The following is a 24,864-nucleotide window of genomic DNA, read 5'->3' as shown; positions in this document are numbered from 1 at the left end:
CCGCTACAGCAAAGGGGATAGCAGCCTCGCGAGCGACTCCATAAAGCGTTCCGGTATTTTTTTCTTATTAAATTTATCGGGAATGATTTGCTTCGTATACACCAAATCCCGTTCAAAGTCCGACACGATCCGCTGCACGCTCTCGGTCTGCACCAGCAGCGCATTCACTTCAAAATTCAAATGGAAGCTGCGCATGTCCATATTGGCGGTTCCGATCGTCGCCACTTCGCCGTCAATGATCAGCAGCTTGGAATGCAGGAACCCTTTTTCGTATTCGTAAATTTTGACGCCCACGTCGAGCAGCGAAGGAAAATACGAATGGGAAGCTAGGAACGGCAGCCACTTATCCGGCTTGGACGGAAAAAGGATCCGTACGTCGAGCCCCGACATGGCAGCCACGCGCAGGGACGTCAGGATATCGTCGTCCGGGATAAAATAAGGCGTCGCCAGCCAGACCGATTTCTGCGCCGAGGTGATCATCGAGAAAAAAATATTTTTGAGCGTACGCCGGTCGTTGTCCGGTCCGCTCGGGATAATCTGCACGGCGCCGCCGCTGCTTTCCGCCAGCTCGGGAGACAGATATTCGGCGTCCAGCACCTTTTCCCCGGTCATATAGAGCCAGTCCTGCAGGAAAATAATTTGCAGCGTCCGCACCGCCTCGCCCCTGACGCGCATATGGGTGTCTCTCCAGAAGCCGTATGCCGCATTGCGGCTCAGGTACTCGTCCCCGACGTTCAGCCCGCCGATAAAGCCAACCTTGCCGTCGATCACGACGATTTTGCGGTGGTTGCGGAAGTTGACCCGGGAGAGAAAAAACGCCTTGGAGCTTCCGTACGCGACGACCTGAACCCCGGCTTCCTGCATGGCCCGGAGGAACGATTTGGGCAGCTGCATGCTTCCCCAGGCATCGTACATAAAGCGGACCTGCACGCCGGCTTTGGCCTTTTCAATTAAAATCTGCTGAATCCTTGTTCCGATGTGATCGGCGCGGTAAATGTAGTATTCCATATGAATATGATGCCTGGCCTTCTCGAGCTCCTTCAGCAGGGTGGAGAACGTTTCCTGCCCATTGGTCAGCACTTTGGTATCGCTGGAGAAGGAAATCGGAGTCCGCGCCAGCCGCTGCGAGAGATGCAGCAGCTGCTGCTGCATGGGATTAAAGGAAGAGAGATCCGGATGGAACCGCGCACCATTCTCTTCCAGCCGGTCATATGTTCTGAGATCCTGCTCGGCTTTTTTATCGAACTTGCGCCGTTTGAAGTAGTTTTGCCCGAAGAGCAAATAAAAGAACAGACCCACCACCGGCATCAGGGCGAGCAGCAGAATCCAGGCCATCGTCGAGGACGGGTTGCGGTTCTCCATAAAAATCATGAACCCGAGCGACACGACGGTAAGCGTGGAAAATATACTGACAATGGTTCCCGCGGTTTTGCCGAACACGCCGAAACCAAAATAGTAAAACGCAAATAATATCGCGGCAATGATAAAGATTTGTATTCCCCGTCTCATATGTTACCTCTCTTAAGTATCATTAAAAACATGCATATCCATGGTCATCGTCCAAACCCATAAGGTATATTTTACATGAACAAGTTCAAAGTTCCTACGAATTTTTATCGAATGGACAAGCCCGCCTGAAATTTCCGTGCATGCCTGATGTTAGAATGCCCATCTTCTTGACATTGGCTGCATTGTGTGAAAAAATATCACCTAACGACCGTTAGGTAGTCAACAGGAGTCGATGATATGAACGCCAAAAACACCCTGCTTCAAGCTGCATTATCGCATTTTGCCAAGGATGGATATGAAGGAGCGTCCCTGCAAAAAATAGCCGAGGAAGTCGGCATCAAAAAGCCGTCCATCTACGCGCATTTCAAAGGGAAGGATGAGCTGTTCCTGCAGACGCTGAAGGGCGCCCTCAATGAGGAAGGGACCCGGATTATCCGCCGCTATATCAGCCTGAAAGACCAGCCGCTCGAGCAGCGGCTCAAGGGACTGCTGGAGTATCTCCAGGAGGAGTATACCCGGAGCAGCAAAACCAAGTTTGTGCTGCGCATGGCCTACTTTCCCCCATCCTCGCTGCATGATCAGGTCATGGAACTGGTTTTTCCGTTTCTGGATTCGATGGAAAAGCGGATGATTCGCGTCATGCGCCTCCATGCTTCCGCCGGCCACCTCCCGGTTAAAGATCCGGACGGTGCAGCCGTCGCCTACATGACGCTGATCGACGGGGTCCTTATCGAAATGGTGTGCGGCGGGCTGGAGGGATCAAAGCGAAGACTGGCGGCATCTTGGCCCGTATACTGGGCGGGCATTCATCATATATGACGCAAGTGGCATCCTAACGGACAAACAAAGGAGGATCATCATGAACCGCCACTGGCTTTCTGTTATTATCGGGGGCGTTGTGGAAGTGCTGTGGGTGTCCGGCCTGAAGCACTCGGACAATGCGCTTGAATGGATTCTTACGGTCATCGCGATCATCGCGAGCTTCATTCTCATTATTAACGCTTCGAACCATCTGCCGGTCGGGACGGTGTATGCGGTGTTTACCGGCCTGGGAACGGCCGGCACCGTCGTTGCCGAGATGCTGTTCTTCGGCGAACCGTTCCGATGGTCCAAGTCGCTGCTCATTCTCGTTCTTCTCGCCGGAGTGATCGGCCTTAAGCTGGTCACTGACAAAGACGGCAAGGGACACAAGGAGGCGAATCACTGATGGCTTGGATTGCAATCGTCGTCGCCGGCCTGTGCGAAATGTTCGGCGTCATCGGGATCAAGGGCGTCACGCAAAAGAAAGGGCTGCCGGCATATGTCATGCTGATCCTGTCCTTTATCGTCAGCTTCTCCCTGCTGTCCTACGCCATGAACTCGATTCCGATGGGAACAGCGTACGCCGTCTGGACCGGCATCGGTACGGTCGGCAGCACGCTGGCCGGCATGTTTCTGTTCGGCGAGCCCAAGGAATGGCGGCGGATTCTGTTTATTGCGATGATTTTGGCCTCAGCGGTAGGTTTGAAGCTGATCTCATAATTTTTTTTGCTTTTTTATGGAACGATGTCACAAACCGCGCACCTGATCAGTCTTCTTTGTGAACGAACCTAAAGGAGGCTGTTATCGATGGAAATCAGATTGAATTACAGGGACGCCAATATGCCGGCTGTTAAAGCGATGCTTGCTTTTGAGCAGTTTGCCCAGAGCACTTCGATCGACAAGGTGCTCTCCGAGCTGATTAAAATCCGGGTGTCGCAAATCAACGGATGCGCGTTTTGTCTGGATATGCACAGCAAGGACCTGCTCAAGCTGGGAGATTACCTGGAGCAGCTGACGCTGGTCTGCGTATGGCGGGAAGCTCCCGTATTCACTGAGCAGCAGCGCGCTGGGCTGGAGCTTGCGGAATACGTGACGAAAATTTCCGAGGCAGGCGTCCCGGATGAGGTGTTCGGCAGGGTCAAAGAACATTTTGACGAGAAGGAAATCGTCGACCTGCTGATGGCGATCAACGCCATTAACTGCTGGAACCGTTTAGCCATTTCGACCGGCATGTTCCCGGGCTGTATGGGTTAATAGAACCGCCTACCAAAACCGTCACAATTTCGCCATATTCATTCCCTATAAATATGGAGCCCAACCGGCACCTTCCTGCGTATTACAACCAGGAAGGTGCCTTTTTTTGTAAATGGCGCCGGGTTGTTTGAAAACGACCTTCGCTTTGTAATATAATCGTTCTGACTAGGCGGTCAATTTGAGAACCGAAGTGTCAGAAAGGAGTGAAGGTGCATTTGTCTGAGAAACTGGCGGACAAGAAAAAACAGATTCTGAAAACCGCCCTGCAGCTGTTTTCCACAAAGGGAATTTCGGCCACCTCCATGCAGGAAATCGCGGAATACTGCGGCATGTCCAAAGGCAGCTTGTATCTGCACTTCAAATCCAAGGAGGATCTGGAGAGCAGCATCTACCTGTACTGTGAGGGCCTGATCCGGGACAGCGTTATGCAGGTGGAACAGGAACACCTTCTGACTCCCAAAGAACAGCTGCGGAAACAGCTGGAAGTCGTGCTGAATCTGCTCGTGGAGCTCCGGGAGTTTCTGGTGGTGCAGATTCAGGATCACCATGCTTCGGGAAAAAAGCCCCCGTCCCAGAAACATTTGCGTGAAAAGCAAATCATCGGCATCCAGTGGTTCAAAAACAAGCTCGAGCAAATTTACGGGGATGACGTCTATCCCTACACGCTGGACCTTACCATGTTTGTGGTGGGCCTTCTCGACGGATATATCCGGACGCTGTTTATTCCGGGTTTGCCGCTGAACATCCGGCGGGTTGCCGATCATATCGTGTTTTTGCTGGACGAAGTCGCCGGCGGCATGGTCCGGTCGCAGCGGGATCCGCTTATTTCCCCCGGGATATGGACCGAGTGGACGGAGAAGCTGAAGGACCGGTCCGGGGGGACCCTGCGGCATCCGCTTATTATTACCAAGCAGATGCGGGATCTCTTAAAGGACAAGCTGCCGGAAGGACCAGAGCGTGACCTGGCTCAGGAGTCGATCGATATCATCGACAAGGAGTTTCGGGACATCGAACCGCGCAAAGCGATCCTGGCCGGCATGATCGCCAACCTGGAGAGCGTGCCCGAGCTTGTTTCCTTAAGCCGCGAATTGAAGGAAATCTGCAGGCTGTACGTGTTTTCAAGAACCGATCGTACCTGAAGCGTGAGCAAGAGATACAAAGGAGAGGAGCAGAAACCTGCGAAATGAAGAGCATTATTAATTTTTCATTGAACAATAAATTCGCCATCTGGATCCTGACGGTCATCGTCGCCGCCGCCGGCTTGTACAGCGGGCTGGTGATGAAGCAGGAGACGATTCCGAACATCAACATCCCGTTTCTTAGCGTGACCGCCGTTTACCCGGGCGCAGCGCCGGAAGGCGTCGTGCAGGATATTACGATCCCGCTGGAGCAGCGGCTGCAGAACGTGGACGGGGTCAAGAACGTCTCCTCTACGTCTATGGAGAACGCAGCCAACATCGCCATGGAATTCGATTACGGCACGGACCTCGATCAGGCCACCGCAGCCGTCCGGGAAGCGCTCAACGAAGTGACGCTGCCTGACGGCGCCCAGAAGCCGACGATCTCCAAGTTCAGCCTGAGCTCGTTTCCGGTCGTATCCCTCAGCGCGTCCGACAGCTCAAGCGATCTAGAGGGTCTGACCAAAAACATTGAGGACGAAGTCGTGCCTGAACTGGAGAAAATTCCAGGCGTTGCTTCCGTCTCCGTCTCCGGACAATACGTAAAGGAAGTCCAGCTGACATTTAATAAGGAGAAAATGGCCCAGCTCGGCCTGACTGAAGATACCGTCAAGGGTATCGTTCAAGGCTCCTCCGTACGGGTTCCGCTCGGTCTGTTCAATCTGGAGCAGTCCTCTAAGGCGGTTGTCGTGGATGGCAACATCACGACGCTCGATGATTTGAAAAAACTGACGATTCCGGTTACGCCGGGAGCGGGCAGCGCACAAGGACAGAGCGGTACTGCTGGAGCAGCCGGTCAAGGTGCCGGTGGCGCGGACGCTGCTGCTGGTGCAGGCAGCGCAGCCGGTGCAGGCGGCGCCGGGGCAGGCAATGGTGCAGCTTCCGTTCAAGGCGGCCAGGCCGGCGTTCCAACCGGCATTCCGACGGTGAAGCTCAGCGATATCGCCGACATCAAGGTGGTCGGCAGCGCAGAGTCGGTGTCCCGCACGAACGGCAAGGCCTCGATCGGCCTGCAAATTGTCAAGGACAATGACGCCAACACGGTGGACGTGGTCAATGCCGTGAAGGACAAAGCCAAAGACCTTGAAGGCCAGTTCAAAGGCATGGAGCTTACGGTGCTGCTCGACCAGGGCAAACCGATCGAAGACTCCGTGTCGACAATGCTGGATAAAGCGGTCTTCGGCGCGCTCTTCGCCGTTATCATCATTCTGATCTTCCTGCGGAACATTCGCTCCACGATCATCTCGATCCTGTCGATTCCGCTGTCGCTGCTGATCGCCCTGCTGATTCTGTGGCGGCTCGATATTACGCTCAACATGATGACGCTCGGCGCGATGACCGTCGCGATCGGCCGCGTCGTCGACGACTCCATCGTCGTCATCGAGAACATTTACCGCCGCTTGACCAGCAGCGGCGAGAAGCTTCGCGGACGCGAACTGATCCGCGAAGCGACGCGCGAAATGTTCGTTCCGATCATGTCCTCGACGATCGTAACGATCGCGGTCTTCCTGCCGCTGGCGTTCGTCACCGGCATGGTCGGCGAGCTGTTCATGCCGTTTGCGCTTACGATGGTCTTCGCCCTGCTGGCTTCCCTGCTCGTAGCGATCACGCTCGTGCCGATGCTGGCCCACAGCCTGTTCAAGAAGGGCATCAAGGCCTCCAAGCAGCATGATCACGACAAGCCGGGCCGGATGGCCCGCGGCTACCAGCGGATTTTGAACTGGGCCTTGTCCCACAAGCTGATCACATTCGGCTCAGCGGTTATTCTGCTCGTGGCAAGCTTCTTCCTGACCCCGCTGATCGGCACCAGCTTCCTGCCGGATCAGGAGGACAAATATATCATGGTGACCTACTCGCCTGAACCTGGCGCTCAGCTGGAAACCGTGGAGAAGCGGGCCCTTGAAGCCGAGAAATACATTTTGAGCCAGCCGAACATCGACAAGATGCAGTATTCCGTCGGCGGCAGCGGCAATCCGTTGGCTGGAGGATCTTCGTCCAATTCGGGTCTATTCTATGTAGAGTACAACAAAGATACGAAAGACTTTGAGAACGTGAAGAAAAACCTCGTGGAAGGTCTGAAGAAACAAGTATCCACCGGAGAATGGAGCTTGATGGACATGTCCGGCGGCATGGGCGGAAGCTCGCTCAGCGTCAGCGTCTACGGCAACAGCCTGGATGATATCAAGCCGGTCTCCGAGCAAATCCTGAAGCTGGTGCAGGCAGACACGGATCATTTTGAAAAAGCGAAAACAAGCCTGACCAAAGCTTATGACCAATACACGATCGTGGCGGATCAGCAAAAGCTCAGCTCGATGGGCTTGACGGCCGGTCAAATCGCCATGAAGCTGAGCCCGGTCCGCGAACGTCCGGTACTGACCGAAGTGACGGTCGACAACAAAGACTACAAGGTTTATATCGAAACCGACAACAAGGAATACAAGAGCATCAACGACATTGAGAACGAAACGCTCCAGTCGCCGCTGGGCATGAACGTTCCGATCAAAGACGTCGCCAAAGTGGAAAAAGGCACGTCGCCGGATACGATCACCCGCAACGACGGTAAAATGGTCGTGGACGTGACGGCCAACATCGTCACCTCCAACGTCGGCAAAGCTTCTTCGGACCTGCAAAAGGAAATCGACAAGATCGATTTGCCTGACGGCGTCGAAGTTAAATTCGGCGGCACCACCGAGCAGATCAACGATACGTTCACCCAGCTCGGCCTGGCCATGGCTGCGGCGATCGCCATCGTCTACTTCGTGCTCGTCGTGACCTTCGGCGGCGGCCTGGCACCGTTTGCAATCCTGTTCTCCCTGCCGTTCACGATCATTGGCGGACTTGTCGGCCTCTGGATCGGCGGAGAGACGCTGAACGTATCGGCCCTGATGGGCGCCCTGATGCTGATCGGTATCGTCGTGACCAACGCGATCGTGCTGATCGACCGGGTGATTCACAAGGAACGCGAAGGCTTGTCGACGCGGGAAGCGCTGCTGGAAGCCGGAGCCACCCGTCTCCGTCCGATTCTGATGACGGCTCTCGCCACCATCGGTGCCCTGCTGCCGCTCGTATCGGGACTGGAGAACAGTGCCGGTATCATCTCCAGAGGTCTCGGCATCACGGTTATCGGCGGTTTGGTCAGCTCCACGCTGCTGACGCTGGTCATCGTGCCGGTTGTGTATGAGTTCCTGATGAAATTCCGGAAACCGAAAGTCGAAGATTAATTTCTTCAAATAAAAAGGACGTGCTTCTCTCCCTAAACGGGAAAGGCACGTCCTTTTTCTATACAGTTTAGGCTTGCCGACGAAACCTAACCTACTAACCTATGCATAAAATCGGAATATACAGACAACTTAACACAAATCCTCTCTCAAGAAAGACCTGACATGGCACGCTTATAATCTGAAGGCTCATTCATGTTATAGAAGGTTTTGTCCGCACCGGGTCCAAGCTCCTGGATGAGCTCTTCCTCGGAGACATAGCACACTTCCAGCTGCTCCAGCCACCCGGTCAGGCGCAGCCGGCCGGAAGACAAACACGTCTCCAGGGACGGCAGAACACTGCGATGGTAGGCAGCCAGCAGCGGCTGAATGCGCCCCCCCGATACCGGGACGATGGCCTGGAATCCGCTTTTATCATCCATAACCGCTGCCGCTTCCTCTGCCTTCCGTGCCAGAAAACGAAAAACCTCTTCCGTCACAAACGGCATATCACAAGCCGTGATGATGCTCCAAGGCGTGGCGGCAGCATGCAGTCCGGCATGCAATCCCGACAGCGGTCCCTGCCCCGGATAACGGTCATGCACCACTTCTTTGCCCAGGAACGCATATTTTTCGTCGTCATTCGCCGAAATGATGATATTTGAAGCAGAAGGCGACATCAAGCGGACGATCCGCTCGATTACCGTTTCGCCGTTCACGTTCAGCAGTGCCTTATCGGTCCCCATCCGGCTGGATTGACCCCCGGCCAGCAAAATTCCTGTGACCTTGAACATCGTTCGTCTCATCCCTCTCGTTACAAGCATTAACAGGCAATCCAGGTCGTATTTTTCATACATTTAAAGTAGCTCCAAATAAATTATGGGATAATTCTCAAAAGTTGGTTTGTATCCCTTTTCAACTAATGATAAAGTGGGATTGGCAGTCTTTAAAACGCCGCTTTCGATATGGAATGAACGGAAGAATTTCTAACTTTGCGCACAGAAGCGGGTCATCAGAAGATTACAATGCGGAACTTCAGTTCAACCTATATATTAGCAAACGGCCGGAAAGGAATGTGCTAGCGTGCAGGAAAACGGAAGCAAGCCGTCTTCGTTAACGTCGCTCAAGGCGTTCAACTTTTTAATTTACGGCACCATGGTGATTTTCACCAGCTATTTTCAATTATACCTGCAGGATGCGGGAATGAACAAACTGGAAATCGGCAGCCTGATGGCACTGGGGCCGTTGATCTCCCTGCTGGCCAATCCGGTCTGGACGTTTGCCAGTGAACGCCTGCGGGACACCAAGCGCAGCCTGCTGCTCATGATGGCGGGCACCCTGCTGCTGACTCAATTTGTATTTCATGCCGATACGTTTACGATGATTTATGTGGCCATGATGCTCTTTTTCTTCTTTCAAAGCCCGATGTTTGCGCAGAGCAACACGCTGATTCTCGGCTATATTCCGGATCAGCCGCACCGGTTCGGCGCGTTCCGGATGTGGGGCTCTATAGGCTGGGCGGTGACCGCTGTGGCGGCCGGCCTCTTCCTCGACCGGATCGGAATCTCCCGCCTTTCCTTCGTGTTTACGGGAATCCTTGTCCTGGCGATCGTATCCGTCCTGCTCCTGCCTCCGCTCAAGCGGACCTCCGAAACGCCGCCGATGCGTCTCCGGGGCTTTGGCAGGTTTGCGGTGAACCGTTATTTTATCGCTTTTATCGTTCTGGGCATGGCTGTCTCCGTCCCCACCTTTATGAATAATACGTTCATGTCGCTCTATATCACGGAACTGGGAGGATCAAAAACGGTAGTGGGACTGGCCGTTTTCCTGTCGTCCATTCTGGAGATCGGCGTGCTGATTCTGTTCAATCGTTATCTAAGGCGTAAATTGTCCACGCTCGTAGGCTGCCTTTCCCTTGTAAGCCTTCTGTTTGTCCTTCGCTGGCAGCTGATGGCGAACGCCACGAGCCCGGTCGAAATCGCCGTCATCCAGATCCTTCACAGCATCACCTTCGGCGGCTTCTTCTTTGTCGGAACCCAGGTGGTGCGCCTGCTGACGCCGGCCCCATTCCGCGGACCCGCTCAGGCGCTCTACACGCTCACTTGGAGCGGCATCTCCGGCATGCTCGGCAGCCTGGCCGGCGGCTGGCTGTTCCAGAACTTCGGCGGCGCGGCCATGTACAAAATTTGCGTGATGCTGGCGCTGATCGGCGCGGCTGGCTTCGGCATTATGTGGTACTGGATTCGCGTTCAGCATCATACCCAGGCGGGGGCTGCCGGAACTGTGACCGGGCCTGCCGATGATGACGATTCACCGTTCTAAAGAAGCTGGACCCGATTGGCCGGGCCAAAGCTTGACATAAGCGAGACAGAGCAAGCCAAACATAAACAAAAAGCCAGCCGCTGGGCGATTGCATCTGCGGCTGGCTTTTCTATATGTCATTCGAACGTTGCAGGTCTTCTCATAGGTTCTTGTGCCGAGCCGAGCCTGCCTTATTTCGGCATTTGGAAGGAGCTCTTCAGGGAGACGACCAGGTTAAATACCGGTTGTCCGGGCGCAGAATACTTCGAATCCACGTTAAAATATCCGTGCCGGAAAAACTGGAACTTGTCCTGCGGCTTGGCATTCTTCATGTCCGCTTCCACAAAGCCGTGCAGCACTTCGAGGGAGTTCGGATTGATTTCGTCCAGGAAGCTTTTCTCTGCTGTTTCGGCTTCGTTCTCCTCGGCCGGGGCATCCGTCTCTTCCGCCTTGATCAGCGGCTCATACAGACGGAACTCCGCCGGTACGGCATGGGAAGCTTCGACCCAGTGGATGGTTCCCTTGACCTTGCGGCCGGTAAAGCCGGTGCCGCTCTTCGTCTCCGGATCATAGGTGCAGTGAATTTCCGTCACTTGGCCGTTCTCATCCTTCACGAAGTCATGGCATTTAATGAAATAGGCATTCTTCAGCCGGACCTCGTTGCCCGGGAACAAACGGAAATATTTATTCGGCGGGTCCTCCATGAAGTCGTCCTGCTCGATGTAAATTTCGCGCGAGAACGGGATTTGCCGCGTGCCCATGCCCGGGTTCTCGGTATTGTTCTCCGCTTCGAGCCATTCCACCTGGCCTTCTGGATAGTTGGTGATGACCACTTTCAACGGCCGCAGCACCGCCATCGTCCGCGGAGCCTTCAGCTTGAGGTCCTCGCGGATAAAATGCTCCAGCATTTGCAAATCCACCAAACCCTGGCTCTTCGAGATGCCGGTCTCGTACACGAAATTCCGGATCGCTTCCGGCGTGTAGCCGCGGCGGCGGAGTCCGGAAATCGTCGGCATGCGGGGATCGTCCCAGCCGTCGACGATCTTCTCGTCCACGAGCAGCTTCAGCTTCCGCTTGCTGGTCAGCGTCTGTGCCAGATTCAGGCGGCCGAATTCGTATTGATGCGGCGTGCTCTCCATCTCGCATTCCTGGATGACCCAATCATAGAACGGGCGCTGATCCTCAAACTCCAGCGAGCAGAGGGAGTGCGTTACGCCTTCGATGGCGTCCTCCAGCGGATGGGCGAACGCATACATCGGGTAAATGCACCACTTGTCCCCCGTGTTGTGGTGCGTGGCATGGGCGATCCGGTAAATGACCGGATCCCGCAAGTTGATGTTCGGCGAGGCCATGTCGATCTTGGCGCGAAGCACCTTCTCCCCATCCTTGAACTCACCGCTGCGCATTTTCTCAAACAGCTCAAGGTTCTCCTCGACGCTGCGGTCACGGTAAGGGCTGTTCTGGCCCGGCTCGGTCAGCGTGCCGCGCGTCTCGCGGATTTGATCGGCTGTCTGATCGTCGACATACGCTTTGCCTTTTTTGATCAAAAGCACCGCACGGTTGTACATCTCATCGAAATAGTCCGAGGCATAACGCTTCTCCGCCCATTCGTATCCAAGCCATTTCACGTCTTCCTCAATGGATCTGACGAACTCCACGTCTTCCTTCAGCGGGTTCGTATCGTCAAAGCGCAGGTTCGTGACACCTTCGAATTCGCCGGCCAGCGCGAAATTGATCCAGATCGCCTTGGCATGTCCAATATGCAAATAGCCGTTCGGTTCCGGAGGAAAGCGGGTGACCACTTTCTGAACCTTGCCCGACTTCAGGTCTTCCGTTATGACATTTTTAATAAAATTGGAGGGAGTGCTTGGTTTCTCCACAGTTATCAACCTTTCATCCATAAAGTCTTCTTTATAGATAGACCTCGTCCATCTTATTCTCTGTATAAAGCTTGTTTCATATAAATATACCTGTAATGCCGGGAGAGTTCAATCATTCGCGCTCCTCTCCCCTTTTACGTGAACGCGAAGCCTTATACATCCTTCCCCAATCCAGAGACAAACATGAAAATTGGGGCTAATACCATTTTGACGCCATTTGAGGAATAAGGTAGCATGGAAATAAAAGCCGAAGGGGGCCTAAATGCATATGAAATCGATGAAGCTGGCGAAGGAACAGCGGGACCAGGCGATTCTGCAGATCCAGCAGTTTTTTGAGCATGAACGCGGCGAAGCCATCGGTGAGCTGGCAGCGGACGGCGTGCTGGACTTCTTTATGACACGCATCGCTCCGCATGTGTACAACCAGGCGCTGAGCGACTGCCGCCATGTGGTCAGCCAGAGAATGATATCCCTGGAAGACGATATATACGCATTGGAACAAAAGGTTAAAGCGTCCCGTTAAGTACGAGGGGAGAAGTGAAAACGCATGGTTGGTTACATATATAAGCTGGCCGCCAATTTCGCCGATCTTGGGAAAAGAAAGAGGGATTCATTCATGTTTACATACGCACTTGACGACCAAATTGAGCTCCGGCCCCTGGCGCTGCAGCATGCACGCCCGCTGTTTCACTTGACCGACCGGTCACGTGACCGGCTGCGGGAATGGCTCCCCTGGGTGGATGCGATCCGGGAAGTGGAGCATACGGCCAATTTTGTGAAAAATGCCATTAAGCAGGGAGCCGAGAACGGCGGCATTTCCGCCGGCATTTGGGTGGACGATGAAATCGCCGGTCTGATCAGCTACCATCAGATCGACTGGAACAACCGCTCCGTCAGCATCGGCTACTGGCTGGGGAAGGAATTTGAAGGCAAAGGCATCATGACCAGCGCCTGCCGGACCTTTGTCGATTATGCCCTGATGGACATGGATCTCAACCGGGTCGAAATCCGCTGCGCAACGGGCAACCACCGCAGCCGCGCAATCCCCGAACGGCTGGGATTCGTTCTCGAGGGAATCGTCCGTGAAGCGGAGAAGCTGCCCCAAGGTTACGTGAATCACGCGGTCTATGGGATGATACAAAGCGAATGGAAGCTGCTTCGGTAGCCCGTTTTGAAAACCCTTCCTCCAAGGCAGACAAAATGCCGCCGCTCCTGTTCAACGGACAGGGAACGGCGGCATTTTTGCCATACGATGAAGCGGTCATTCAGCGATGCCAGATGTTCGGCAGCCGCTGGATAACTGGGCGGCCGGCGGACTGGCCGCAGCCTGGCCGGTTTAGGCCAGCCAGTTGCTGAACTGCTCCTTCACGGTCGAAGCAAGGGCTTCGACTTCGAGCATCCGGGCAATCTCTTGCCGGTCCGCCCGCTTGCGTCCCAGCGCCAGCTGGCGCAGAACCGCCGCCACCGTCACGCCGCCCGGGCTGGATTCACGCTTGATGATGGACGATTGGCGGTCCAGCACCCCTTCCTGGAGCACGCGGAGATAAAAACCGCTGTATCCGGTATCCAGCACCCGTGCCGGGAAGTCGGTCACCCCATGCTTGCTGGCGATTTTGAAACAGGGAAATCTCGGCTGGGCGACCTGCATGACTGTCCCGCCGATTTCAAACGTATCGCCGATGCACACTTCTTCTTCCAGCAGCCCGGATACGGTCAAATTCTCGCCAAAGGCCGGGCACTCCATCGGAATGCCCAGCTCCCGCTTCCAATAGGCGTAATGCTCTACAGGATAGACGCACACGGCCTTGTCAGGCCCGCCGTGATTTTTCAAGTCACCTTGGCCGTCCCCATCCATCTGCGTGCGTCCAACGAACACTTCTCCTTCAATCGGGCGTTTATGTATGCCGGTTGTGAGCGGTTTGCCCATATACTCCACCGTGATCGGCTTGCCGACGTTCACCGATACGATCCGGTAAGCGGTATCCACCTGATTCATTGCGGCTTCCCTCCAAATTGATCATCTTGCTTCCATCATAGCATTTGGAGTTGCGCCGGTACAAAAGAAATACACGAGCTGGGATGGCCCTTAGAGAGCCTGTACCAGCCCGCCGTCAATGACAAGGGTTGTGCCGGTAATATAGGTGTTGGCACCTGATAACAGGAATACGACGCCTTTGGCGAATTCCTCCGGCGTTCCGTACCGTCCGAGCGGAATTTCGCTCTGGGACTGCTCTGCGACCTCTTCCGCGCTGACACCCTTCGCTTTCGCATTCGATTCGTTCAGCTGAATGATCCGGTCGGTCTCGATCCGCCCCGGTGCCACCGTGTTCACCAGGATTCCGTACTGAGCCAGCTCCTGAGACAAAGACTTGCTCATGCCGGCTACGCCGTTACGGAACGTATTCGACAGAATGAGCCCGGGAATCGGCTGCTTGATCGACGTCGACGTCAAATTGACGATATGCCCGCCCAGTCCCTTCATATGCGGGAGCACCTCACGGATCATTCGGACATAGCTGAGCAGGTTCAGCTGAAAGGCTTTATCCCAGTCTTCATCCGTCAGCGTTTCAAACGTTCCCGGAGACGGACCGCCTCCGTTATTGACCAATATATCGATGCGGCCGAACTTTTCGGCCGTATAACGCACCATCGCTTCCACTTCATGCGGAATCGTAATGTCCGCCGCATAATATTCCACCACGCCGCTGCCGAGCTTCTGCAGCTCCTGCTGTACCGCCTCCAGCTTGCCGTCGCTGCGGCTGACCAGCATCACATCGGCTCCTTCTCGCACCAGTTCAGCGGCGATCGCTTTGCCCAGTCCCTGACTGGATGCAATGACAAGCGCCTTTTTACCCTCAAGATGAAGATCCATTCTCTTATGACCCCTCTTCTATAAATTCTGCTATACCCTTATAAACTGATCATTCGGGGATGAAACCATTCGGATTCTTGAATGCTGCTGATGACAAAGCGTTAATTATAGTATAAAAAGGAACCTTCACCTTGTGAAAGTCCCTTTTGTACCGTTTTATATCGGGCTGACTGACTAATTATACACAAAAAATGTCATATCATGGTATTTTGCAGGACGGATAGCCCCATAGCCCCATTAAGGACGCGCCAGAAAGCAGCTCATCAATATATCATCGACATCGCGGCCGCCGATACAAAATTCCCGTTCAAGGCAGCCCTCCTGTACGAAACCACATTTGCGGTAAAATGCGATGGCTCCGGGGTTGGAAGACAGGACCCGCAGTCTCAGCTTTCTTTTTCCTTGCTCCTGCGCCCATTTCTTTCCCGCCTCGATCAGCCTCGACCCGATCCCCTCCTGCTGATAATCGGGATGAACCGCAATGTTAATTTCACAAACATGGCTGTTGCTGGAGAGGCCCGTAGCCGGACGAAATCCGATGTACCCGCACAGCACGTTGTCCACCACGGCCACCAGCTGGGAACCCGGCGGGCAGTGACGTAGATAGTCCTCCCGGGAAGACCAGCGAACCGGTTCCGGAGCGGTCCACTCGTTCCACACGAGGGCGTCGATATCCATCAGCGCCTGGGCGTCCCTCATTTCCGAGAGGCGGATGGTCAAAACACGATGTTCGGATGGCATAATAGCTTCACCTCTATTGATAGTAAACTAGGACCAGGCTCAGGGTATTGGAGTCATCGTCAGCTTCCGAAGGATTCGGCCAGATCGATCTCCGCCTGCCGGTTGCGGACCGCGTGCGTCACAAAGAACACAACCGACAGCACCGCTACCCCAATCGCCAGCCAGGTCACCGGCATGATTCCTCCGTTATCATACAGTATTCCCATGACATAGGGCCCTGCCATTCTTCCGACAGCCCCCATTCCCCCGGTCAAACCGATATAGAACGGAGCCGCCTTATAGGCGTGATCGGAAATAAAAGCCGGGATGGCCGGCGAGATCAGCATCTCTCCGAGCGTCGCCAGGATCATAGCCATGACCATTCCCGGATAACTGTGCAGACCAGCAATGACAAGATAGGCCCCCAGGTAAAAGAGGCCGCTGGCCGTAATTTGGGCCGACGAGGTCCGTGCGAACCAGCGCTTGATCAGGCTTGTCAGCGGCTGGGCGACAAAAATGAGAATGCCGTTCATCGTCCACAGGAAGCCATAGGCCCGCTTCGGCATGCCCTCGGAGATAATGAACGGGGACACGCCTGTGTTCCAGATCGAGTTCCCCAGCCAGAGGAACAGGGAACCGATGCCGATGAACAGGTAAACCCTCGTATTGCAGAGCAGGGACCAGGTACCTTCGGCGCGTTCGGGCTTGTCCTTTTTCTGCAGATGAACCGGCCCCTGCTCCTTATCGAGCCGGCTGAGATAATTCAGGAAAAACATGGCGAAAACCGCCGATGTGACCCCGTTCAGAATAAAGGTCAGGTCGTAGGACAGATCGGCAAGGAATCCGCTCAGCGCCGTCCCCAGGGCGACGCCGATGTTGTTGGCGACGTACACGACGTTAAACAGCTCGCCCCGCCGGTCGGCGAAGCGGTAGCCGATGAACGCCTGGATCGCCGGCATGGACACGGCGTTGCAGAAGCCGATAAAGCCCATCAGAGCCATGTATAAATACCAATACGGGCTGATGAAAAGCAGGGCGAACAGGCCAAGCGCATTCAGGCCAAGCGACCCGACGATGAGCCGCTTCACCCCGACCCGGTGGTACAGCGCGCCGCCGAGCAGCTGGCCGATGATGCCGCCCAGCGCCTGGATCATGATGACCAGGCCGGCATCGGCCATCGAGTGGCCCAGCTCCTCAAACACGTACATGGTGGTGAGCGGCCACATCAGCGACCCGCCCGCCGAGTTGATCAGGCTGGCCGCCAAAAATATTTGAACTTCCCTTGGATAGGATTGCAGAAATTTCATGTTAGGAATCTCCTGTGCAGCGGTATGTGGTGAGGCCGGGCAGATGTCCGGCATCTGAAACCGGCAGATAACGAACGAAAAAAAGAAAGCCCCTGGGGGCTCTCCGGCAGGTGTCCGCCAAGCGTAAAACCGGCTGACACCTGTAGCAATTTATCGTTATGTCTGCCGTCCCACATGACAGTATCTATCATATTGTGTCATCCCGCAATGACCTTCACTGACGCTTTACTTCGACAGTGGTTGAGAAGAACGTGGCTCCGCCGCCCATGTCGGCCAGGCGGTCGGGCGTCAAAGCGTTGGCCCGCTGCCTGCGGCCGTCCTTTGCCCACCACAATCCCTGGCTTACGACAGTGCCGGGAAGCATTTTATCCGTGACCACAGCCTTCAGCTCATACCGTCCCCGCTCGTTGTATACGCAGACGGGATCCCCGTCGGTAATGCCGCGTGCAGCGGCGTCTTCCGGATGGATCTGCAGCACCGGCTCCTTCTCCAGCTTCTGATGCTTTTCCACATTGGCGAAGGTGGAGTTCAGGAAATTGTGGTTCGGCGGCGAAATGAACATGAGCGGGAAGCTCTCTCCTGCTGCAGGACGGCGCTCACCGTCGTAGCCTTCCTTCAGCGGGACATACTCCGGCAGCGGCGGCAGTCCCGCCAGCTTCATCGCTTCGGAATACAGCTCGATTTTGCCGGAAGGGGTCGGCAGCCGGTCCAAATAGTGCAGCTTCGGCGTCATGTCGAGCTTGACGAAGCGCTGCTCCTTCAGCGACTCCAGGGTTACTCCGTTCAGATAGGGATTGTCCGGATAATCCAGCGCCGCTTCGATCATCTGTTCCTCCGTCTGGGAGAAGGCTTCTTCATCAAAGCCCATCGCCCGGCCCAGCAGAGAGAACAGCTCCACGTTGCTCTTGCTCTCGCCCTGCGCAGGAATGACGGGCTCCTGGATCTGAACATATTGATGCCAGTAAGAGCCGAACAAATCTGTGCTCTCAAAGGAAGAGGTCGCCGGCAGAAGGATATCGGCGTATTTCGCCGTATCGGTCATAAACAGGTCATGCACGACCGTAAACAGGTCCTCCCGGGCAAATCCGGCCTGAACCCGTGCCGTATCCGGCGCGACGACCAGCGGGTTGCTGCAGTAGACAAGCAGCGCCTTGATCGGCTGCTCCGTCATGGCCAGCGCTTCCCCGATCCGGTTCATGTTGATGCTGCGCGCCTCCGGGTTCGGCCGCAGATCCGGGCGCTCCAGCGCTTCGCTGTTCATCGCGTTATAGCCGCCGTTGGACTTGGCGGCACCTCCGCCCTGCTTCAGCCAGTGGCCGGTCAAGGCCGGCAGGCAGGCGATGCTGCGGATGTTCATGCCGCCATTGTCATGATGCTGCAACCCGTTGCCGATGTGGATGTAGGCGGCTTCCGCCTCGCCGTACATACGGGCCAGCTTCTCGATATCCTCCTCCGGAATGCCCGTAATTTGGGATACACGGGCCGGGGTGTACGCCTTCACATGCTCCCGCAGCTCCTCATGGCCGACAGTGTACTTGGCCATAAAGTCATTGTCCGTCAGCCCGTCACGGAACAGGATGTGCATCATGCCCAGTGCGAGCGCCGTATCCGTTCCGGGGTACAGCGGAATAAACCAGTCGGCCCACTGGCCGGTGCGGTTGCGGTGCACGTCGATCACGACCACTTTGGCTCCGCGCTTGCGGGCTCTCTCCGCAATGACGACTTGGTGCATATTCGTGCTGATGATGTTGCCGCCCCAGACCAGTATCAGGTCGGCGTATTCGGTATCTTCCGGCGTCGTTCCGCCGCCGAAGCCCATCGTATATTTCCAGCCGGCGCCGCCGGCGGAGTTGCATATCGTTTGGTCCAAACGGCTTGTACCCAGCGCATTGAGGAAACGCCGGTCCATGCCGTCGACGCTGAGAATGCCCATATTACCGTAGAAGCTGTAGGGCAGTATCGCTTCGGAGCCATGCTCCGCAATAATATCCCGAAAGCGCTGGGTAATTTCCGTCACCGCTTCGTCCCAGGTGATCCGTTCAAACTGGCCTTCCCCTTTAGGCCCCGTTCGCTTCATCGGGTACAACACCCGGTCCGGATGATAAACCCGCTCCGTCATATTTCTTACCTTATTGCAGATCGCACCCTGAGTAATCGGGTGATCGGGGTTGCCGGTCACTTTGACGATTCTACCGTTCTCCTTGTGCAGCAGCAGGCCGCAGGTATCCGGGCAGTCCAGCGGGCACACCGCAGGAAAAACGCCGTTCTCTTGCTCGATCATCTCCCGCTCCATCTCCCTCTATATGAAGTCTGTATATGCTTGTATTTCTATCTTAAAGCGAGCCGGCAAAATCCGCAAAAGAAAAAATAAGGCATCTGTTTCAACCCCACGCCCGCCGGGTATAAAAAGAACAGGAGCATAGAGTGGACGAACCGTGTTCGCCCTGCCTGCTATGCCATATATCATGGACCACTCCCAACCGAATTCGCCAGGTCGATGTTTCGTTCCCCCGGACGCCGACCTGGCGAATTTGTTTATTTTTGGAATTCGATCAAAACCTGTGTTCCCGCCCTGGACATCGGGGTAATGCATACGTAGAGGTGATCAACGATGACAACCGTTTTTGTGGCAGGCGCAAACGGCCAGACCGGGCGCAGAATCGTATCGAAGCTGGTTGAGGCAGGTTATGACGTGAGAGGGCTGGTCCGTAAAGAAGACCACCTCCGGGATCTGGAATCCACAGGAGCCAAGGGTTACCTTGGGGACTTGTCGGGAGCTTTCTCCGACGGTATGAAAGGAGCGGACATCGTCGTCTGCGCCGCAGGGGCCGGCACCTCGGGTGATCCGGAGCATGTGGACCATGTCGGAACCGTTCGGCTCATTGAGCAGAGCGTGCTGGAGCAAATTCCGCGGTTTGTGCTGATCAGCTCTATGGGCACCAAGGATCCGGACGCCATGCCTTCTTTCCTGAAGCCCTTCCTGATGGCCAAACGCAAGGCCGAGACCATCCTTGAGGAAAGCGGGCTGAGCTATACGATTATCCGTCCGGGCGGGCTGACAAACGAGCCGGGCAAAGGCAAGGTGCATGCCGCTCCGGAGCTGCAGCGTCACGGCCGGGTATCCAGAGATGATGTGGCCGCAGCTGTTCTCGCGGCGCTGCAAATCCGGCAGACCCATAACCAGTCGTTCGACCTGCTTGAAGGCGATACCCCTGTGGAGGAAGCCTTGAAAGGATTAAACGGCAGCGTTCCGCAGTAACATCCGTTTTTGTAAGAAAAACGTCTATCGACGTACCTTCAAAGAAGACAGACCGCGTTTAAAGGAAGTTTTTCCTGCAATATCAGGAAGCCATGGCTATGGAGTTTATACTTTCTGATATTATAAGAAAAACGTCTATCGACGTACCTTCAAAGTAGACAGACCGCGTTTAAAGGAAGTTTTTCTTGCAATATCAGGAAGCAATGGCTATGGAGTTCATACTTACTGATATTATAAAAAAAACGTCTATCGACGTACCTTCAAAGTAGACAGACCGCGTTTAAAGGAAGTTTTTCTTGCAATATCAGGAAGCAATGGCTATGGAGTTCATACTTACTGATATTATCAAAAAGGTCTGTCCCGTTTTCGGGACAGACCTTTTGTTCATGATATTGGTTCGTATCACTATCAGGAAGTTTTCAGGAAGCATCCCGGCAGTTTATAGCAAACCGCGGATGGCTTCCGTCATGGCTTCCGGTGACTCCTTCGGCTCAAAGCGGGCAACCACTTCTCCCTGCCGGTTCACCAGAAACTTCGTAAAGTTCCATTGAATCTCGCCGTCTTCGGCCGGACCCGGCTGCTGCTGTTTCAAATATTGAAAGAGCGGATGAGCCTCTTCCCCATTCACTTCCACTTTAGCGAATACCGGGAATTGAACCCCATAATTCAGCTGACAGAACGATGCGGCTTCTTCACTGGTACCCGGCTCCTGTCCTCCGAACTGGTTGCAGGGAAATCCAAGGATTTCGAGCCCCTGCCCCTTGAACTCGTCATACAGCTTCTGCAGGTCGCCATACTGCGGCGTTAATCCGCATTGGCTTGCCGTATTGGCGATGACCAGCACTTTACCTTCATAATCCTGAAGAGACACCTCTTGACCAGAGGTCTTGGCTGCTGTGAATTGGTACACGGACATGTGATTACCCCTTTCTATCCTTCATATAGAATTGGCATTCTGCTGCTATTTACCCCGATGCTTGGCCTTGGCCTTCCTTACGGCGATCTCCCGCTTGTAAGCGGCCAGGGCTTCCCGCTGTTCCCTGCTTCGGCAGGCGCGCTGCTTCTTTGACTTCTCCAGCTCCAGGCGAAGCGCCTCCTGGCTCTGGGTGCTGACGCCGCGGGAGCGGGACTCCTTCGCCGCCTGCCGGGCAAGCCGCTTCGGGTTGACCGACTTCACAGGCAGTTGCGCGGCCGGGACGCTGCAGGATAAACGCTCCACCAGCGCGGGAAGATCGTTCATAACGTATTCCCACACCTCCTGCAAAGACGGCTCGGAACCAAAGACGTGACGACCCGCCTTGAGCCCGTCTGCTTCCTGCACTTCGACGACACCAACCCAATAAGGATCTTCAAAAAATACCGTGAGTTTCACCAGTATTCCCCCTCTGTATAAATCGGACCGAGGGACATCCCGAGGGGGGAAGGCTACTGACATGTGATCCGGGAGGCTGTACTGGCGAATCGCCCTCTGCCTCCATACATGCGCCGCGGACTACCGACCGGGCTGTGATTTTACGATCCACTTTCCATGATACTCCAAAGCGGCCGTGATGCAAGTCCGGCCCCAAGTGAATCCAATGAAGCCGGGAATCAGCCTCATATCGGCATGCGGCGGTTCATATACTTTCCTGTAGCTGAAAGCGAGATTACTGCTGAAAAGGGGCCATACGCATGAATCATTCATCCAATCGGCCGGAGTCGGGCAGGCGGATTCCCCAGCCGATCCGCGGCCGCGAAGGGGCGACCGACGAGGGGCCGCGCGACGTGCTTCGGGACATGGAGAATCCCGATATGCTCGTTCCGCCGAAGACCGATAACGGGCTGATACCCAATTTAAAATTTTCCTTCTCCGATACGCACATGCAGCTTAATGAAGGCGGATGGTCCAGGGAAGTGACGGTTCGCGACCTGCCCATCGCCACCACGCTGGCCGGCGTCAACATGCGCCTCACCCCTGGCGGCCTGCGTGAGCTCCACTGGCACCAGCAGGCCGAATGGTCCTTTATGCTGCTCGGCAGGGCACGCATTACGGCAGTGGACCAAAACGGGCGCAATTTCATTGCCGATGTGGGTCCCGGAGATCTCTGGTATTTCCCGCCAGGCATCCCCCATTCCATCCAAGGGCTGGAGGAAGGCTGCGAGTTTTTGCTTGTTTTTGACGACGGACATTTCTCCGACCTGAATACCCTCAGCATCTCCGACTGGTTCGCCCACACGCCCAGGGAGGTCCTCTCGGCCAATTTCGGCGTTCCGGAAAGCGCGTTTGCAAGCATCCCTCCCAGCCAGGTGTACATCGAGCAGGAACCCGTTCCCGGTCCACTGGACAGCCAAAAGGTAACCTCGCCCTACGGAGAGGTGCCCCAAACCTTTACGCACCGCCTGCTCGCGCAGCCTCCGATCATCACATCCGGCGGCAGCGTACGGATCGTAGATTCGTCCAATTTCCCGATCTCGCGTACCGTAGCGGCGGCACTGGTGGAAATCAAACCCGGCGGAATGAGGGAGATGCACTGGCATCCGAATCAGGACGAATGGCAGTATTACCTTACCGGCCAAGGCAGAATGACCGTATTCGCCGGTGGCGGCAAGGCCCGTACGTTCAACGTTCGCGCGGGCGACGTCGGCTATGTGCCGTTCGCCTTCGGACACTACATCCAGAATACCGGAACAGACAGCCTCTGGTTTTTGGAAATGTTCAAAAGCGACCGGTTCGCGGACGTGTCATTGAACCAGTGGATGGCCCTGACACCGCGGGAGCTGGTGGCAGAAAACCTGAACGTCGGGTCCGATCTGCTGGATGCGCTGCGCAAGGAAAAATCGCCTGTAGTCAAGCACCCCGGCTTCACTTACACGAAGCCAAAAGACGGCGCCCCGGACGGGTAACATCCAGGGGGCCGTCTTTTTTTCTAGATATAAGAAGGTATAAGCTTCGGAGAATGTGCTTCTTTATAACACAAGAAACACTTCCGGATGCGGTCTTGCTTCCGATGTATGCCGATAGACGTTATTCTAATTTCCGCCTGTTCGTTCTGTTATCGTCCGGCGGCGTCCGCCGGAAGTCCGAACGCTTCGGCGATCAGCCGAAAGGACTGCAGCTTATCCTCAAAACGATGGGTAATGCTGGCGATCATCACCTCATCGGCATTGTATTCCTCGCACAGCTCTTCAATTCTGCGCTTCACCTGCTGCGGGGAACCGACGACCATCCGCTTGCGGTTCTCCTCAATCCGGATTCGGTCGTACCGCGAATACGGATACTCCAGCGCTTTCTCCACCGGCGGAGTGCCTCCAGACGATCCGCCCTTTTCCAATAAAATGAGCGAGAGATCCATGCTGGACGCAATCCGGTTCGCTTCCTCCTCCGTCTCTGCGCATACGGCAAAGATGGCCACCAGGGACTGGGGCTTGTCAAAAATGGCCGACGGCTGAAAATGCTCCTGGTACCAGCGCATCACATCACTGCCGCCGGAACCGTTGATAAACTGGGCGAAAGCAAAGCCGGTTCCCTGCATGGCGGCAATCCCGGCGCTGCCCCCGCTGGAACCAAGCAGCCACATTTCCGGAACGGTCTGGACCATCGGCGTGGCCAGAAGTCCAGCAAAAGGATGTTCCGGACTCAGGGAATCCGTCAAATAGGCGACTAAGTCGTCGATCTGATCGGCGTAACGGTCCTCGCCGCGCATCTTCCCTTCCTGAAGGGCGCGGGTCGCCAAAGGCATGCCGCCCGGCGCGCGTCCAAGCCCCAGGTCGATTCTGCCCGGATAGAGGCCTTCCAAGAGTCGGAAGTTCTCCGCCACCTTGTAAGAGCTGTAGTGAGGCAGCATTACGCCGCCCGATCCAACCCGGAGCGTCGACGTCTTCGCCGCCAGATGGGAGATCAGCACTTCCGGACTGGAGCCGGCCAGGTTCGGGGAGAAATGATGCTCCGATACCCAAAAACGATGGTATCCGAGCCGTTCGGCTTCCTGGGCCATGGCCGCCGTCTGGGCCAGCGCTTCCACCGGATTGCTGCCTTCCGATATCGTTGATTGATCCAATATGCTCAGCTTGATCATTACGCATCAAGACCTTTCTGCTATGACTGATTGCAGCCGGTGCTGACTGCTATTGCAGCAGCGGCATCCAGGTTTTGGATGAGCTGCCCTGCTATTATATCATGCGTTTGACGGGCTGCTGAAACGCTTGGCCGCAAAGTGGGAGGTTGCCCGAATCATCCGAGTCAGAAAACAAAATCAGCCTCGCCGCGATAGAGTACGGTTTGCACGGGCGGCTAACTCACCTCATGAGCAGATTTGGAGATTTGCTTCTAAATTTCGGGGCATCCGTGAGGACAAAAAAGGCAGCAGCTGACCCCGCCTGGGTTAGCTGCTGCCTTTGCCTTGGCCGCGGGGCGCCGTTATTTCCGGCGCCCGCGTCCTCCCGCGCTCCGGCCTCTGCCGCCGGGAGCGGATGGGCGGCCCGTGCCGCTCCGCTTGGCATCCCGGCCGCCGCGGGAACCGCCAACCGGCGCGCCGCGTTCCGCGCGGGCCGCTTGGCCCCGGCCGCCGCCAGCGCTGCGGCCGTCACGCTGCCCGGCCGCACCAGTG

At 55.5% G+C, this 24,864-nt stretch carries 23 protein-coding genes; 11 read left to right on the top strand and 12 right to left on the bottom strand.

The window, feature by feature from the left end:
- Window positions 1-3 precede the first annotated feature (3 nt).
- On the bottom strand, window positions 4-1,509 hold the full coding sequence (gene cls / locus BCV73_RS31020) for a cardiolipin synthase (protein ID WP_076174735.1): 1,506 nt from the start codon (window positions 1,507-1,509) through the stop codon (window positions 4-6).
- A 237-nt stretch (window positions 1,510-1,746) separates the two neighbouring features.
- Between cls and BCV73_RS31015 the strand changes: the two genes are divergently transcribed.
- From BCV73_RS31015 to BCV73_RS30990, 6 genes are all read left to right on the top strand, one after another.
- Window positions 1,747-2,328 carry a TetR/AcrR family transcriptional regulator gene (locus BCV73_RS31015; RefSeq protein WP_089549697.1) on the top strand — a complete coding sequence of 194 codons (582 nt, stop codon included), beginning with the start codon at window positions 1,747-1,749 and terminating at the stop codon, window positions 2,326-2,328.
- Window positions 2,329-2,368: 40 nt separating this feature from the next.
- Window positions 2,369-2,716, top strand: a complete 348-nt coding sequence (locus BCV73_RS31010) for a DMT family transporter (protein ID WP_089549696.1) — start codon at window positions 2,369-2,371, stop codon at window positions 2,714-2,716.
- Window positions 2,716-3,030: a DMT family transporter gene (locus BCV73_RS31005; protein ID WP_089549695.1), complete on the top strand. Its 315-nt coding sequence runs from the start codon at window positions 2,716-2,718 to the stop codon at window positions 3,028-3,030. Before BCV73_RS31010 ends, BCV73_RS31005 begins: the two co-directional genes overlap by 1 nt.
- 87 nt (window positions 3,031-3,117) lie before the next feature.
- Window positions 3,118-3,564, top strand: a complete 447-nt coding sequence (locus tag BCV73_RS31000) for a carboxymuconolactone decarboxylase family protein (protein WP_089549694.1) — start codon at window positions 3,118-3,120, stop codon at window positions 3,562-3,564.
- A 215-nt stretch (window positions 3,565-3,779) separates the two neighbouring features.
- A complete protein-coding gene (locus BCV73_RS30995) occupies window positions 3,780-4,703 on the top strand; it encodes a TetR/AcrR family transcriptional regulator (RefSeq protein ID WP_179232103.1) in 924 nt (307 codons plus the stop codon).
- Between the two features lie 44 nt (window positions 4,704-4,747).
- On the top strand, window positions 4,748-7,963 hold the full coding sequence (locus tag BCV73_RS30990) for an efflux RND transporter permease subunit (RefSeq protein ID WP_089549692.1): 3,216 nt from the start codon (window positions 4,748-4,750) through the stop codon (window positions 7,961-7,963).
- Between the two features lie 146 nt (window positions 7,964-8,109).
- Here the strand turns inward: BCV73_RS30990 and mobA are convergent, their stop codons facing one another.
- Window positions 8,110-8,796 carry a molybdenum cofactor guanylyltransferase gene (gene mobA / locus BCV73_RS30985; RefSeq protein WP_089549691.1) on the bottom strand — a complete coding sequence of 229 codons (687 nt, stop codon included), beginning with the start codon at window positions 8,794-8,796 and terminating at the stop codon, window positions 8,110-8,112.
- 226 nt (window positions 8,797-9,022) lie between these two features.
- Here mobA and BCV73_RS30980 point away from each other — a divergent pair, with 226 nt between their 5' ends.
- Window positions 9,023-10,261, top strand: coding sequence for an MFS transporter (locus BCV73_RS30980; RefSeq protein WP_076174755.1), 1,239 nt, complete (start codon window positions 9,023-9,025; stop codon window positions 10,259-10,261).
- A gap of 170 nt (window positions 10,262-10,431) precedes the next feature.
- Here BCV73_RS30980 and BCV73_RS30975 read toward each other — a convergent pair whose 3' ends face one another.
- Entirely contained in the window at window positions 10,432-12,120 is a 1,689-nt protein-coding gene (locus tag BCV73_RS30975; RefSeq protein ID WP_179232102.1) for a glutamine--tRNA ligase/YqeY domain fusion protein, read from the bottom strand.
- Between the two features lie 268 nt (window positions 12,121-12,388).
- Here BCV73_RS30975 and BCV73_RS30970 point away from each other — a divergent pair, with 268 nt between their 5' ends.
- Both BCV73_RS30970 and BCV73_RS30965 read left to right on the top strand, forming a co-directional pair.
- Window positions 12,389-12,643, top strand: coding sequence for a DUF2164 domain-containing protein (locus tag BCV73_RS30970; RefSeq protein ID WP_076174757.1), 255 nt, complete (start codon window positions 12,389-12,391; stop codon window positions 12,641-12,643).
- A gap of 93 nt (window positions 12,644-12,736) precedes the next feature.
- Window positions 12,737-13,285, top strand: a complete 549-nt coding sequence (locus tag BCV73_RS30965; protein WP_089550478.1) for a GNAT family N-acetyltransferase — start codon at window positions 12,737-12,739, stop codon at window positions 13,283-13,285.
- A gap of 171 nt (window positions 13,286-13,456) precedes the next feature.
- On the opposite strand, the gene BCV73_RS30955 is transcribed toward BCV73_RS30965, so the two are convergent.
- The 5 genes from BCV73_RS30955 to BCV73_RS30935 all read right to left on the bottom strand — a co-directional run bounded on the left by BCV73_RS30955 (window position 13,457) and on the right by BCV73_RS30935 (window position 19,300).
- A complete protein-coding gene (locus tag BCV73_RS30955; protein WP_089549688.1) occupies window positions 13,457-14,116 on the bottom strand; it encodes an MOSC domain-containing protein in 660 nt (219 codons plus the stop codon).
- 90 nt (window positions 14,117-14,206) lie between these two features.
- Window positions 14,207-14,992 (bottom strand): SDR family oxidoreductase, encoded by a 786-nt coding sequence (locus BCV73_RS30950; RefSeq protein WP_076174766.1) that lies wholly within the window; start codon window positions 14,990-14,992, stop codon window positions 14,207-14,209.
- Window positions 14,993-15,229: 237 nt separating this feature from the next.
- On the bottom strand, window positions 15,230-15,733 hold the full coding sequence (locus BCV73_RS30945; RefSeq protein ID WP_076174768.1) for a GNAT family N-acetyltransferase: 504 nt from the start codon (window positions 15,731-15,733) through the stop codon (window positions 15,230-15,232).
- Window positions 15,734-15,792: 59 nt separating this feature from the next.
- Entirely contained in the window at window positions 15,793-17,019 is a 1,227-nt protein-coding gene (locus BCV73_RS30940) for an MFS transporter (protein ID WP_089549687.1), read from the bottom strand.
- 214 nt (window positions 17,020-17,233) lie between these two features.
- Complete coding sequence (locus tag BCV73_RS30935; RefSeq protein WP_089549686.1) at window positions 17,234-19,300, bottom strand: molybdopterin-containing oxidoreductase family protein; 2,067 nt, start codon at window positions 19,298-19,300, stop codon at window positions 17,234-17,236.
- A 330-nt stretch (window positions 19,301-19,630) separates the two neighbouring features.
- Between BCV73_RS30935 and BCV73_RS30930 the strand changes: the two genes are divergently transcribed.
- A complete protein-coding gene (locus BCV73_RS30930; protein WP_076174814.1) occupies window positions 19,631-20,278 on the top strand; it encodes an SDR family oxidoreductase in 648 nt (215 codons plus the stop codon).
- A gap of 439 nt (window positions 20,279-20,717) precedes the next feature.
- Here BCV73_RS30930 and BCV73_RS30925 read toward each other — a convergent pair whose 3' ends face one another.
- Window positions 20,718-21,194 carry a glutathione peroxidase gene (locus BCV73_RS30925; protein WP_089549685.1) on the bottom strand — a complete coding sequence of 159 codons (477 nt, stop codon included), beginning with the start codon at window positions 21,192-21,194 and terminating at the stop codon, window positions 20,718-20,720.
- Window positions 21,195-21,239: 45 nt separating this feature from the next.
- Window positions 21,240-21,650: a YjdF family protein gene (locus BCV73_RS30920; RefSeq protein WP_089549684.1), complete on the bottom strand. Its 411-nt coding sequence runs from the start codon at window positions 21,648-21,650 to the stop codon at window positions 21,240-21,242.
- Between the two features lie 299 nt (window positions 21,651-21,949).
- On the opposite strand from BCV73_RS30920, the gene BCV73_RS30915 reads away from it, so the two are divergent.
- Window positions 21,950-23,161: an oxalate decarboxylase family bicupin gene (locus BCV73_RS30915; RefSeq protein ID WP_089549683.1), complete on the top strand. Its 1,212-nt coding sequence runs from the start codon at window positions 21,950-21,952 to the stop codon at window positions 23,159-23,161.
- 149 nt (window positions 23,162-23,310) lie between these two features.
- Here the strand turns inward: BCV73_RS30915 and BCV73_RS30910 are convergent, their stop codons facing one another.
- Window positions 23,311-24,333 carry an LLM class flavin-dependent oxidoreductase gene (locus BCV73_RS30910; RefSeq protein ID WP_089549682.1) on the bottom strand — a complete coding sequence of 341 codons (1,023 nt, stop codon included), beginning with the start codon at window positions 24,331-24,333 and terminating at the stop codon, window positions 23,311-23,313.
- Window positions 24,334-24,553: 220 nt separating this feature from the next.
- Window positions 24,554-24,864, bottom strand: a 311-nt coding sequence (locus BCV73_RS35250) for a hypothetical protein (RefSeq protein WP_218828209.1), incomplete at its 5' end; no start/stop codon positions are given.

The organism is Paenibacillus sp. SSG-1 (assembly GCF_002224835.1).
In the GTDB taxonomy this organism is placed as follows: Bacteria; Bacillota; Bacilli; order Paenibacillales; family Paenibacillaceae; genus Paenibacillus_AQ; species Paenibacillus_AQ favisporus.
The sequence above is the reverse complement of the archived record's forward strand: the minus strand, read 5'-3'. Positions and strand labels throughout refer to the sequence as shown.